8 protein-coding genes and 1 tRNA gene are annotated in these 13796 nt (G+C 42.1%); 4 read left to right on the top strand and 5 right to left on the bottom strand.

Annotation, left to right across the window (positions count from 1 at the left end):
• Positions 1-165: 165 nt before the first annotated feature.
• A complete protein-coding gene (locus FO442_RS10370) occupies positions 166-6567 on the top strand; it encodes a T9SS type A sorting domain-containing protein (protein ID WP_144333112.1) in 6402 nt (2133 codons plus the stop codon).
• A 325-nt stretch (positions 6568-6892) separates the two neighbouring features.
• Here FO442_RS10370 and FO442_RS10365 read toward each other — a convergent pair whose 3' ends face one another.
• The 5 genes from FO442_RS10365 to FO442_RS10345 form a co-directional block, all read right to left on the bottom strand.
• Positions 6893-7243: a hypothetical protein gene (locus FO442_RS10365; protein WP_144333111.1), complete on the bottom strand. Its 351-nt coding sequence runs from the start codon at positions 7241-7243 to the stop codon at positions 6893-6895.
• A 1-nt stretch (position 7244) separates the two neighbouring features.
• A complete protein-coding gene (locus FO442_RS10360) occupies positions 7245-9122 on the bottom strand; it encodes a T9SS type A sorting domain-containing protein (protein WP_144333110.1) in 1878 nt (625 codons plus the stop codon).
• Between the two features lie 158 nt (positions 9123-9280).
• Complete coding sequence (locus FO442_RS10355) at positions 9281-9799, bottom strand: YceI family protein (protein WP_144333109.1); 519 nt, start codon at positions 9797-9799, stop codon at positions 9281-9283.
• 100 nt (positions 9800-9899) lie between these two features.
• Positions 9900-10517: an NAD(P)H-dependent oxidoreductase gene (locus FO442_RS10350; RefSeq protein WP_144333108.1), complete on the bottom strand. Its 618-nt coding sequence runs from the start codon at positions 10515-10517 to the stop codon at positions 9900-9902.
• 10 nt (positions 10518-10527) lie between these two features.
• A complete protein-coding gene (locus tag FO442_RS10345; protein WP_144333107.1) occupies positions 10528-11247 on the bottom strand; it encodes a pirin family protein in 720 nt (239 codons plus the stop codon).
• 462 nt (positions 11248-11709) lie between these two features.
• On the opposite strand from FO442_RS10345, the gene FO442_RS10340 reads away from it, so the two are divergent.
• From FO442_RS10340 to FO442_RS10330, 3 genes are all read left to right on the top strand, one after another.
• A tRNA-Asp gene (locus FO442_RS10340) sits at positions 11710-11783 on the top strand.
• A gap of 882 nt (positions 11784-12665) precedes the next feature.
• Positions 12666-12956, top strand: coding sequence for a helix-turn-helix domain-containing protein (locus FO442_RS10335; protein ID WP_144333106.1), 291 nt, complete (start codon positions 12666-12668; stop codon positions 12954-12956).
• The gene (locus FO442_RS10330; protein ID WP_144333105.1) at positions 12937-13794 is read left to right on the top strand and encodes a reverse transcriptase family protein; all 858 of its coding nucleotides are present in this window, start codon (positions 12937-12939) and stop codon (positions 13792-13794) included. Before FO442_RS10335 ends, FO442_RS10330 begins: the two co-directional genes overlap by 20 nt.
• Positions 13795-13796: the final 2 nt, after the last annotated feature.

Genomic DNA, 13796 nt, shown 5'->3' with positions numbered 1-13796 from the left:
TAACTTGATTCACCCTGATTTCACTTGTGTTTAACTATTTATTAAGTTTTTGTTAAATTCACTAAAACGGTTTATTAAATCAATTATTGCTATGCCAATTAGCATATCAATTTTGTTTGTAGTAAGGATAGTCTCACTTTTGCACTGTTACTTAAATTATAGATTATGTTGAAAAACAGTACCATGAATTTTTCAGGGTTCATTCTGTGCTTTGCACTTTTGATCCTTGGTTCGGGAAGTTTGTTTGGACAGGTCTCGGGAACCAAAACGATTCCGACTGACTATGCGACCATTGCAGCCTTCATTACCGACATCAACACAAACGGAATTGGTTCCGGGGGTGTTACTTTAAATGTTCCTTCCGGGTATACCGAAACGGCACCGGCAGGAGGGTTTACAATTACTGCTACAGGAACAGTGGCAGACCCGATCATTATCCAGGGAACGGGCGGAGCACCTAAACCGGTAATTACTGCATCTGGGGCATTGACTTCTGGTGCCTTGAATGATGGAATTATCAAATTAATCGGGTCTGACTATGTAACCATTTCAGGATTGGATTTGAGAGAGAATGCAGCGAATACAACAACTGCTGCTGCGTCAAATAACATGACCGAGTTTGGGATTGCATTGTTTTATAATACAACCACTGACGGGTGTCAAAATGTTACTATAACGGACAACACCATTAGCTTGGGTGCAACGTATCAGAATGCGATGGGTATTTATGCAAATTCCACTCACAATGCAACTAATATGACTACTGGGGCAACTGCTACTACTGGTAATAATAACAATTTGACTATTAGGAGAAACACGATTTCATCAGTTAACTTGGGGATTGTAGTTTTAGGGCCTACTGCGGCGGCTGATCATGCATCCGGTTTGACAATCGGGGGTGCGTCCGGAGATGGGAACTCAATTACCTTCGGATTAACCGGCACATTTTCTGGTTTTAGTAGTGTTTCCGGAACCGTTAACGGAATTTTAGTTCGTAACGTAAAAAATACAAATTGTTCCTATAATACTCTTGCCAGCAATGGAACGGTGACTGCGGGTACTTTGAATGGAATTCAGCTTCAGGCATTTTCCAATACTCCAACAGGAACCTTTTCACAAGTATTTTCAAATAATACATTTAATTTATTGTCAGCTGCTGTAGGAGGATCTGTTGTGGGGATTACTTCTCCTTCAGGATCTGCTTCTGCCACTTCGACACTGGATATGTCAAATAACCAATTTAATGGTTTTGGACACAGCGTGGCTTCTCCAACGGGTACTTTGACGTTCATTTCTACTGTGAGTACAAACTTAACCACAACAATTAGTAACAACAGTTTTAATAACCTGACTGTTACAACTACCGGAAGTGTTACTTTTGTATCTCATTCTTTCACGATTCCGTCTGGTGGTTCTACAACAATTTCCAATAATACCATTGGAACTCAGTTTACGAAATCGGGTGCGGGTGGAACAGTAACATTAACGACTACAAATGGTTCTTCTCAGAATGGGACAACGGCTACCTATGCAAATAATAATTTCTCGAATATTAATTTAACCGGAGGGACTACTTTCACCGGTTTTAATAATACGGATGGTACTGGTAGCGGAACAAGCACTAAGAGTATTACCGGAAATACGATTAATAACCTGACAGGAGGTACTTCATCAATTACGTTGTTGAATGTTAGTTATTTCAATGGGATATCAGCAATTTCAGGGAATACATTTACCAATGTCACGGGACAGGGTTCCGTAACGGGAATGAGTATTAATGCTTCATTAAATACTGCTAATCCGTTGAATGTTACTTCCAATACGATTTTTGGATTGTCTTCGACCGGGACTGGGGGAGCTGTTGTTGGAATTACTTCTTCAAATACTTCACCGGTAGTTAACATTTCAAACAATGATATCCACGGATTGTCTTCAACCGGAGCGAGCTTGGTAAGTGCTATAGGTATTTCCGGAGGGACAATGACCAATGTCAATGCTAATCGTATTTACACGCTTTCTTCCTCAAATGCCGGAGGTACAGTTTTTGGTGTCAGTATCACTAGTGGTGCAGGCGTAAATGTATCGAATAACATTATCAGCGGATTGACAGCTCCGGTTGCAAGTGGTACTGATGTTATCAGAGGAATTAATATTAACTCTTCTTCAACTGGTGCTGTTTATGGTGTTTATTACAATTCGGTTTACCTGAGCGGAACTTCTTCCGGAGCAAACTTTGGAACATCCGGGATCTACCATCAGGTAAATGCAACTGCGACAATAGCTGCATTAGACATGCGAAATAATATCATTGTCAATGAAACAACTCCTGTTGGTACTGGAATTGCAGTTGCTTTCCGTCGTTCCGGGGTTGCATTGAATAATTATGCTTCTACTTCGAACCGTAATTTGTTTTATGCAGGAACGCCATCAGCGACCCGTTTGATTATGTATGATGGAACAACATCTTACCAGACTTTGCTTTCTTACCAGGCAGCTGTTGCTCCTAGAGATGCAAATTCAATTACAGGTGAAGCTGCATTTACGGGGGCAGGTTACGGAACTGCAGGAAATTTCTTTATTAGCTTGACAGGTTCAAGTTCTGACTTTTTGCGCCCGGTTGCCGGAATCGTAACGCAGGTTGAAGGAGGGGCAAGTCCAGTTGCATCGCCTTCCATTACAACAGACTTTACAGGTACAACTCGTCCGGCTACTCCTGATATGGGGGCTTATGAATTTGCAGGGACCACGCCGGCACCGGTTATTACTTTGAATTCGGTTACACCACCAACAACCACTCAATGTGTTGCAACTGCTCGTCTGGTTTCTGTAAATATTACAACTTCTGCAGGAACAATAACGGGAGCTACTATCGGATATTCTGTAAATGGTGTTCCACAAACGAATATTGTTATGACGAACGTTTCCGGATCTACCTGGGAAGGAACGATTCCTGTTCCAACACCATCCAATGCAACAATTGCATGGGGAGTTGCTGCAACAAATTCTCTAGGGATTAACAGCGGTTATACAGGAACAACTTATTTTGATGATCCGTTATTCGGAAGTACCGCAGGAGCAACTGCATCTTCATCGTCGATTTGTGTGTCTTCATCAACGAATTTAACGGCATCCCTAATTAAAACCGGAACTGTAGTTACCGGTAATGCTTCAGGGACTTCATCATCATCAGGAATTTCTCCTTTCTATCATGGTTATGGAGGGGTTAAAACGCAGTATATTTATCGTGCGTCTGAATTGACAGCAATGGGATTAAGCGCAGGAAATATTACTTCATTGTCTCTAAATATTACTAGTTTAGGTACAACAACAATGAACTCATTCACCATCAATGTAGGACATACTGCGCAAAATGCAGCTGTAGCAAATACAGCAATTGTAAGTGGGCTTACTCAGGTTTATTCAAATGCGGCTCAAACATTGACTACGGGAACGAATAATTATGTGTTCTCCACTCCATTCAATTGGGATGGTGTGTCTAATATTGTCATTTCATTTAATTATTCAAATGTTAATACGGGGGGAAGCAGCTCTACAGTGACTACTGATGCATCGGTAGCCTTTATTTCATCCCTTGCAATATATGCTGATAATGCATCTGCTTCTTGTTTATTTACAGCTGTATCTTCAGGCCAAGCTTGTATGGGTACAAGCTCTAATACAACGACAAGTACACGTCCGGCATTTACGATTGCCGGTAACAAGGCGCCTGCAGTAACATCTGTTTCCTGGTCAGACGGAGTTGGAACGGTTGGAACAACAAACCCTCTAACGGTTTCTCCGACTGCAACAACTACTTATACGGCAACAATTACAGCTGCTGGTTGTTCCGTTTCTCCTTCGCCAACAGTGACGGTAACGGTTAACCCGCTTCCTTCAACTCCGATTGCAGCAAACTCTACACAGTGTGGTACACAGGTTCCAACAGCTTCTGTAACTTCTACAAGTGGTTTGCCAACTCCAACATTTATGTGGTATGATGCGGCAGTTGCAGGAACTGTTCTTCAATCAGGTACTTCAACAACTTATACAACGGCAATCTCAGCTACAGCTACATTCTATGTAAGCGAATTGAATACTGTTACGGGGTGTGAAAGTGCACGGGTGCCGGTTACAGTAACAGTTTCAACACCGGATGCTATTTCAGCTTCAACTTCTGCTGCTGCTATTTGTTTGAATGGTTCTGTAAATCTTACTGCTGCGAATACGAATCCAACTCCAGTGCAAAACTATACTTACTCTTGGGTAAGTACCGCGGGAAGTGGTGCTGAAACTCCGGTTGCAGGAAACCCGGTTACAATTACTCCAACAGTTGTAGGATCTTATACCTATACTGTAACAGCTGTAGATGGCGGGTGTGTAACTACAAATACAGTTTCTGTAACTGTGAATGCGAATCCGGCGGCAAATACTGCAGGTGTTTCTGATAATTCTATTTGCAACGGAGAGTTGGTGAATCTTACATCATCTTTGCCTACAACTGTTTCTCCTTTGATCCAGGATTTCAACTCTGGTTTAGGTACATGGACAACAACGTATAATGGAACTGCACCTGCAACTACAGGGTTTGGCATTCAGAATGCACCATATTCCTATACAACATACTTCTCGAATTTTGCAACTCCGAATGGAGGAGGATTTGCCATGTCGAATGCTGATATGGGATCTTCCGGTAACAAGACCAGAACTACTTTGGTGTCACCTGTATTCAGTACGGCAGGAATGACTTCGGGAACACTAACGTTCCAAAACTTGTACCGTAAGTGGAATTCGGGGGATAGTCTTGTGAGATTGGAAATTTCTACAGATGGGGGGACTACATGGTCCACATTGAAAGATTATTTGCCATTGGGAAGCCAGGGAGTGGTTACGGATTTGGCTCAGGTACCAGCTAACGAAAGTATTGCTTTAACTGCTCCATATTTGAATCAGCCGAATATGCGTATCAGATTCAATTATGTTTCTGCTTGGGGATATTATTGGATTATTGATGATGTAAACCTTACTGGTACCAGTGGTTTAAGTTTAGCTTGGACTTCATCTCCGGCAGGTTTCACTTCAAGTTCTCAGAATCCTACAGGGGTAGCTCCAACTGTTTCTACAACATATACAATTACTGCAACTAACGGAGCAGGCTGTACTTCTACAGCTTCTGTTGCAGTGACAGTAAACCAACCTTCAAGTTCGTCGGTTACCGTAACAGCTTGTGATTCGTATACCTGGGCTCAAAACAATTCAACGTATACCAGTTCGGGAGCATACACAGCTGTTGTATCGAATGCTGTGGGTTGTGATTCCACCATCACATTAAACCTGACAATTAATAACAGTACGGCTGCTACGGTAACTCAAACAGCTTGTGGTAGCTATACCTGGCCGATCAACAACGCAACATATACTGCTTCAGGAACGCATACAGCTACCATTTCGAATGCATTAGGTTGTGATTCGGTCATTACATTGAACTTAACGATCAATAATCCGACGTCAGCGACGGTAAACCAAATGGCTTGTCAAACATATACCTGGCCGGTTAACAATACTACATATACTACTTCAGGAGTGTATACAGGGGTTTTAACGAATGCATTAGGCTGTGATTCGGTGATTACGTTGAACCTGACAATTGGAGGTCCTTCTGCATCTTCTGTTTCTGTAATGGAATGTTCATCTTATACATGGGCTCAGAATGGAATGACTTATGCGGCTTCCGGTGCTTACACAGATACAATCACGAATATGTTCGGTTGTGATTCGGTTATAACATTGAACTTAATCATCAATCAGCCTTCTGCATCTTCTGTCTCTGTAACAGAATGTTCATCTTATACGTGGGCGCAAAATGGAATGACTTATACAGCTTCCGGTATGTATACGGATACTATTTCAAACTCAGTAGGTTGTGACTCAGTTATCACTTTAGACCTGACGATCAATATGCCAACATCTTCTATGCTTACGGTTTCAACTTGTAGTCCTGCATATACTTGGGCTCAAAACGGAATGACTTATACCACCTCGGGAATGTATAATGATACCATTTCGAATGCAATAGGGTGTGATTCGATCATTACTTTGGATCTAACAATTACTCCATTCGTTGCAACGGCAACAGATAACGGGGATGCTACGATTACAGCTTCTGCAGGTACAACTTACCAGTGGATTAACTGTACAACAAATACACCGATTGCAGGTGCAACGGCACAAACATTTGCTCCAGCTGCTAACGGGACTTATGCGGTAGTGGTGTCAAACGGAACATGTTCGGATACCTCCAATTGCGTGACTATTGCGAATGTTGGAATCAAAGAACACTTGATTTCTATCATTTCCGTTCATCCGAATCCAACACACGATGTGGTTATCATAACAATGGATGCTGCTTCAGCTGTTGTTGAAGTAATGGATGTACAAGGTAAGCTGGTTCAAACAACTCAGATTAAGTCGGGAGATCCGGTTGACTTGAGTGCTTACGAACGAGGAGTTTATACTCTAAGAATTAAAACAGATGCAGGTACTTCCATCGAACGAATTGTGAAGAACTGATCGATTATCTTTAAAAGTGAAAGCGGTCTCTCGAAAGAGTGACCGCTTTTTTTTGTCAGGATCAAAGCTACTTGCATCACAGGTTTATCGTTTTGAATCCGACGGTTTTTTCCGGACTGATCCGCACAGGGGGATTCAAATGGCAGCCTGATTTCCGGGTGGTGTGCATTTTACAGCAGGCATAAAAAATACGGCTGCTTCTGTTTGAATTGAGCAAATTTGATACGGGTTTTAATTCCCGATCAACGGGAAGGTGCAGGTTTGTGCCAACAAAATGCCCCGTTCATCCAAGTGACAAACGGGGCTCGCCAGAGTTAGCCAGTTGTTATTTCGTTGAATATTCTGTGATCGCCTCCAGTTTTACCGGAACAAATTGCCCGATGACGTCAACAATGTCTTTGGTCTCTACCCAGTTCTCATGCTCCACAACGAGCTTATTCTGAGGAGTCAGAGTGCACGATACATATCCGTCTTTGTTTTCCATTACAGCACTGATCTGAACAAGATCAGCCTGGGTAACGGGTGTTTGAGAATAGAAAGTATTCGAAACAATTTGGGAAGTATGTTGAGTTTGATTGTACCGTGCTTTTTCCTGGTTTAATTTGAATACGGATGTCTGTGAAAAAACACCTTGTGAGAAAAAACAGATCACAAATAAAAAGCATATTTTTTTCATGTTAGTCAATTTTAATGATTCGCTGTTTCCGGGAAGATGTGCTGCTTGTAATAATCAGGGTGTAAACACCGGCGCTTAATGAAGACAAATCCCGGTATAGGTTGGTATTTCCTTCATTAACCGAAAGCTGTTCTCTGAATACGGAAACTCCTTTTTGGTCCGTCAGGTTGATCTCCATCACCTGTTTGCGGGAGCTTTGAAGCTGGATTACTAATTGGTCCCTCATCGGATTCGGATAGGCGCTGAAAAGGCCGTCCGATTCTTCTTTGGAATGAACTGAGATGATTTTGGAGTCCGTTCTTTCCCCGTTGAGGTCAACTTGCTGTAATTTATAGAAACTGGTCCCCATCGGAACGCCCTGGTGAATGAATTGATATTCCTGTGCTTCAGAGGTTGTTCCGACTCCCTGGATTACGCCGATTTTCTCAAAATGGTCAGCATCGCGGGAATACATGACTTCGAAGTAATCGTTCTTGTATTCGCTTTCTGTACGCCAGTTTAACAGGTTTCCGCTTCCGGTTGGGTTTCCGCTGAATTCAGAAAGTTCTACGGGTAAAATACCTGTTGCCGTCCATCCTGAAATAGTAAATTCACAGCCGTCACCGGAATTCCCGTCAACCATTAGCAGGTAAGTGTTCCCGATAGTCAGCCCGGTTGCAGTAACTGTTCCCAACGTAGTGTTCCCGGGGTTGTAGCAATTGGACATAGAAGTGAACCCGGTACAACATCCGGAGGCATCATAAGTTACGCTGTATACATGTGCCTGGATTCCCCATCCGCTCACACATCCTGTTACCGAAGCAATCGGGAAGGAATGCGTGGTGCTGGTCGCTGTAAACTGGTACCAGGAATTGTTCTCAATGGAACCGCAAAATACGGAGGTTAAATTCCCCGGCTGGTCGGATGTGAACGTAACGTCTGTTGAAGCACTGAAGGTCCCGGGACCTTGTGTGAGAATAGCAGGTGAGGGACAGTTGTCATTCGTTGCGGCACTTCCGCATGAATTGGTTGGTGCACCGGCAACTACACAGATGGAGAATGTTCCCGAACCGCCGGCATAATCCCACATCCGGATGTAAACCGTGCTTCCCGGTGTTAATCCACCTCTTGAGATCATGGACATGGCTCCGTTGGGAGAATCATCGTCATCACATTCCACTAAAGTGAGGGAACCGCAGGTTCCGGTGTATAGTGCCATTCCGCTGTCTGTCATTGAACCGGAATTGGTATTGATCATAATAGATCCTGTTGCAGGGACCACTGTTGAGAACCAAACATCTTCGCCTGAATAAGAAGCACATCCGGGAGCGGGAGGACCTACAGAGCCGGTTGCTCCGATACTGGATGCAGAAGTGTAGGAACACGATGCGTTTGCCGTTAGCGGAGTAGCGGTGCAAGGTTCGTCGTTGGTCATCGGGACGGGTGAACTGGCACAAATGGAAAACGTTCCGTTGTTATCACCGCCATATTCCCAAACACGGATGAAAATCGTTGCGCCGGGTGTTAATCCGGTGCGATTGATCATGGACATGGCCCCGTTGGGTGAGTCGTCATCATCGCATTCGATCAAGGTTAGTGACCCGCATGTTCCCGAATAAAAAGCGAGTCCGGAATCGGTAATGACACCCGAGTTCATGTCTACGGTTAAAATTCCGTTTGCGGGTACGACTGCCGTAAACCAAACGTCACCGCCGCTGTAACTGGCACACCCGGGGGCTGGAACTCCTCCTGTTGCTGTTGCTGCCGCATTGGTGTACGTGGCAAAAGAACAGGATGTTCCGACGGTTAAAGGTGTTGCCGAACAGGGATTGTCATTGGCTGGCTGCGCAAAACAGGATATAAAGAATAGGTTGAAGGATAGTAATAGTAGGCTCCTCATGTAGTAATAAATTAGTTCGAACTTAATATTACAAATGAATTGTGATTTCAATTACAAGAATGAACCAATCCTCTGATTCGATGTGTAAAAACCGATTTTAAAAGAACAAAAAAAAGGACAGGCTGATCACCTGTCCTTACTAAACTGTTTTACTAAACTTATTGCTTAACTAGTTGAATTTCACCGCGTAACTTCACGTCTTCTCCAACCAGCACACCTCCGGTTTCAAGAGCGGAGTTCCAGGTCAAACCGAAATCTTTGCGATTGATAGAGGATTCAAAGCTGAAAGCTGCTTTTTCATTCCCCCACGGATCTTTTCCCTCTCCATGGAATTCAATATCCAGGGGAATGCGTTTTGTTACTCCGTGCAATTGGAATTCACCTTCGATCTTTCCTGTTTTCAGCTCGGGAAGTTCCGCTTTGAAAGTAATTTGCGGGTGATTCTCCACATCGAAGAAATCGCCGCTCTTCAAGTGCCCGTCCCGTTGTTCGTTACGAGTGTTTACTGAAGCTGTATCGATTTTCGCATCGATTACTACATTCTTGAATCCGTCTTCAGCTTCAACGGTTGCATCTACTGCATCGAAGGTTCCGGTTACTTTTGTAAACATCATGTGTTTTACGCTAAATCCTACTTCACTGTGAGCAGGGTCAATTGTCCATTTCGTTGTACTCATTTTGATTGAATTTTGATTGTTTTTATTTATTTGTTTGTTTGAAGGTTCAGAAGTTACTGTTTTAACGTCTTGACATCCTGAAGTCTTAATATCCTACTATCTATTTTACCGTTACCAATTGTTCCAAAGTCTTGCGGACTTTTTTGTGGTGTTGCGTGTGATCTTCATCTGAGCGATAACCGAAAGTTAGTACCAGGACCGCATGATCGTCTGTCAGACCTAAAATTTCGTCGTATCGGTCCTTTTGAAAGCCTTCCATTGGGGTGCTGTCAATTCCAAGGTGTGCTGCCATCACCAAACCGAATCCCAGTCCGATATAAGCCTGCTTGGTATTCCATGCGATGAGTTCCGCGGAGCTCAGGTTGGATAATACCCCGATCATGTTTTGCTGGAAGCGGTTCAGCTTTTCGCGTTCTACTTCGCGCACTTCCACGATGCGTTGCATATAAGAGTCGATGTGCTGATCTTCCACGTTGCGGTTCACAGTGAATACGATCACGTCTGAAGCGTCTGTAAGAGGCGACTGATCAAAAGATGCAGCTCTCAATTGTGCGCGCAACTCCGGGGATTTGACGTGGATCAGTTTGAAGGGTTGCAACCCGTAGGAAGTAGGAGCGCTGTTAATTGCTTCCAGGATTTCCTGCAGATCCCCGTCACTGATTTTTTTCGCCGGATCGTATTTTTGTGTGGCATACCGCCATGCTAACGCATTTTTCATCTCTCTTTTGTTACAATTTCACTTCCATCGGAATTTCCATGAGCAGGAGCGTAGAGCCTTTCGTGATATGCAAAGTTACGGAGGAAGTTTCCATTATTCCTAATGCGTCCCGACGATTTAACTGTTGCCCGTCGATCACGGAACTTCCTTCTACCTGCATCACATACATGCCGTTGTTCGGATTTTTCAATGCGTATGTCAGCGTTTTGTCCTCGGTAAATTTTCCCATGTGGAACCAGGCATCCTGGTGGATCCAAACTCCTGCATCGTCTTTGTTCGGCGAGAGGATCTGTACAAACTCATTTAAGTGTTCGTCCACGGCGATCTTTTGCTGATCGTAACGCGGTTCTACGTTGCGTTTATTGGGGAAGAGCCAGATCTGGAATAATTTCAGGTCCTGGTCCTCATTCGGATTGAATTCCGAGTGTTGTACTCCGGTTCCTGCGCTCATTACCTGGATTTCTCCTGCGGTGATCGTTGCGCTGTTTCCCATAGAGTCTTTATGTGCAATTGCTCCTTCCAACGGGATCGTAATGATCTCCATGTTGTCATGAGGATGTGTTCCGAACCCCATTCCCGGTGCAACGGTATCGTCATTCAATACACGTAGCGTACCGAAGTGCACTCTTTCCGGGTTGTACCAGGAAGCGAAGCTGAACGAATGCTTGGCATTCAACCAACCGTGGTTGGCATGGCCTCTGGAGCTTTCTGAGTGGAAGATTGTTTTCATGTTGTATTTCCTTTCTTGGATTGTTTATGAAGCAAAGATACAACAACTTTTGAAATAATTACCATGGTAGATATTATTTTTTAATTTTTTAAGAATTCACTCAAGAGTAAAAGGAATGAGGAAAGTGATTTCAAAGACAGATTCTATTGATTTAAGAGGGCAAATAGACACATGTCTATCCATAAATTCATTCCGTTTAACAGGTATTTTGCGGAAACACAAGATTTTCACACTCCATACCCTTAAAAAGTTGCAACATTAATTGATTGATTTCTAATAAAAATGGTGTCTCAGTAAAATAAAAACGACTTTTTTTTAAATTTTTCCTTGCGGAAATGAAAATTGGGTGTATCTTTGCACCGTCGTTGAAGCTATGGCGCAGGCGATGCAACGCTTTTAACGTAAAGCATTACACAATTTCTGAATCAGGCTGTAGCCTGAGTTCGAAAGAGCAAGAAAATTGGTTTGGTAGTTCAGTTGGTTAGAATACATGCCTGTCACGCATGGGGTCGCGGGTTCGAGTCCCGTCCAGACCGCAAACAACGTTAAAAGAAAATAGCTTATATGGCTGTAAGCTTAGAAGACCCTAGAGTGTATCAAATGCTCTAGGGTTTTTGCTTTGTATCTAGTTCCTCCGGGAAATCCTCTAAATCCTTTAAATCCGACGTTTTATCACCCCGAAAAGAACCCCTGTTGGAAGTACGGGGGTAATTTTGTTGATAACCGACTCAAAATGTTGGTAAGTTCGGCGAAATAGCTTATTAACTGTGAGTAATATTTATATATCTTTGTTTTATCGTTCTTTGAAAATGTTTTGAGGTCAAATTTCTAGATGAAGTTCAACTTATAGCCAATTGGCAACCCTTGTGGGTTTTTAGCGGAAAGAAAAGATTCATAAGATGTCCTTCCTATCTTCTTCCCCCTAACACGGCGAAAGTCTATAGCGATACTGGACTAGATGAATATAATTGCGCTTAGCGTTAATGCTTTATCCTTTTAAAGTCTTTTAATGCAGGAATTTTAAGTGAGTGTATGAGAACATTGTCTACGCATTTAGGAATGTGAATTTGATTCTACCATGGTGGCTTGCAGTAATGCAGGGCAATGTCGCCTATTAAAATAAATTTTTAGTAAAATGAGTAGAATTAAACAAACTCGAAACATCGATAGTTTGATTGCTTGCATTCAAATTATCGCTAAGGACACCCAGTGTTCTCTCTCGGATCAAGATTTATTAATCTTGAATGAAGTATTGCAAAAACTTCAAATTCTAAGGAACAAGAAAGGTAAAACGAATAAAGAACTTCGTAAAGAGGTTATGAAAGTCGTAGAGTTATTTACTCGCTATTTTTCTTAAACCATGGATTCGAAAATCAATGTACGTCATTAACCCGAGCGCTCCTTAAATTTTTCAACTCATGGATTTAGGAACTGTAATTAAAAATAATAGAAAGCAAAAGGGGCAGACTCAAGAAGAGTTTGCCAGAGCTTGTGGTATAACTCAAACTTACCTTTCTCAAATAGAGGGGAATAAGAAAGAACCTAATTTATCTACGTTGAAAGTGATCAGTGACGAATTGGAAATCCCATTGCCAGTTCTTTTTTTTATGTCAATTGATTCGGAAGATGTACCTGTGGAGAAAAAAGAACAGTTTGAAAATATTGGTCCAAAAGTAAAAGCATTAATAAGTGATTTCTTCGGAGTTTGAAAAGTCAGAATTCAAAAAGTTCTGTCATAACATTGGTATTAAAAAGGAGTTGGTTTCTGAGGTTTCTTCAAACCTTGATTCTTATTATAAGGAATGGGAAGAAATTAAGAAAGATAAGGTTACGGGTGAAAGTAAGAAGTACAAAGATGGTACGGTGAAAAAACGAATCATTCGACCTTCTTTGAAAGAACTTAAAGTTATCCAACGAGCAATTAAAGAAAGAATATTAGTTCCTATTTCTATGCCATCTAATATTCATGGAGGTGTAAAGAAGAGGAGCAATATTACTAATGCTAAACCCCATCAAGGTAAGAAGTTTCAATTTACGACCGATTTACAGGATTTCTATCCTAGCATCAAATATGATAGGGTTTATGATACGTTCCTTAAATTGAAATTTTCGAATCATTATAGCCATTGGTTAACCAAATTTACTACTTGGAAATATGAACTGCCTCAAGGAACTCCGACCAGCACGCATGTATCGAATATCGTTTTTTTAGAAACAGATTTTAGGCTAATCGAATTTTGTAATAGACAGGGAATCACCTATACAAGGTATGTGGACGATCTAACATTTTCATCTCAGCAATGCTTTAAGGAGCATTTACAAACATTACTTGAAATTGTAATGGATAGTGGATTTAAATTGAGCCGTCGAAAAACAAAATACGAGGGTTTTCAAAATATTACCGGAATTGATGTGTTCAATAATTACATCGATGCTCCAAAGAAAATATTGGAGAAAACAAAAGAGGGTATTGCTTTAAGGAGAGATCTCAAAGCATATCAAATATATGTTGAGAATATTCGAAAAACGAATAGAAGAGGGAGATAAAG

It is taken from the genome of Fluviicola chungangensis (assembly GCF_007558725.1).
GTDB classification, from domain to species: Bacteria; Bacteroidota; Bacteroidia; order Flavobacteriales_D; family Crocinitomicaceae; genus Fluviicola; species Fluviicola chungangensis.
Note: the sequence above shows the minus strand (reverse complement) of the source record. Positions and strands in the feature narration are given on the sequence as shown.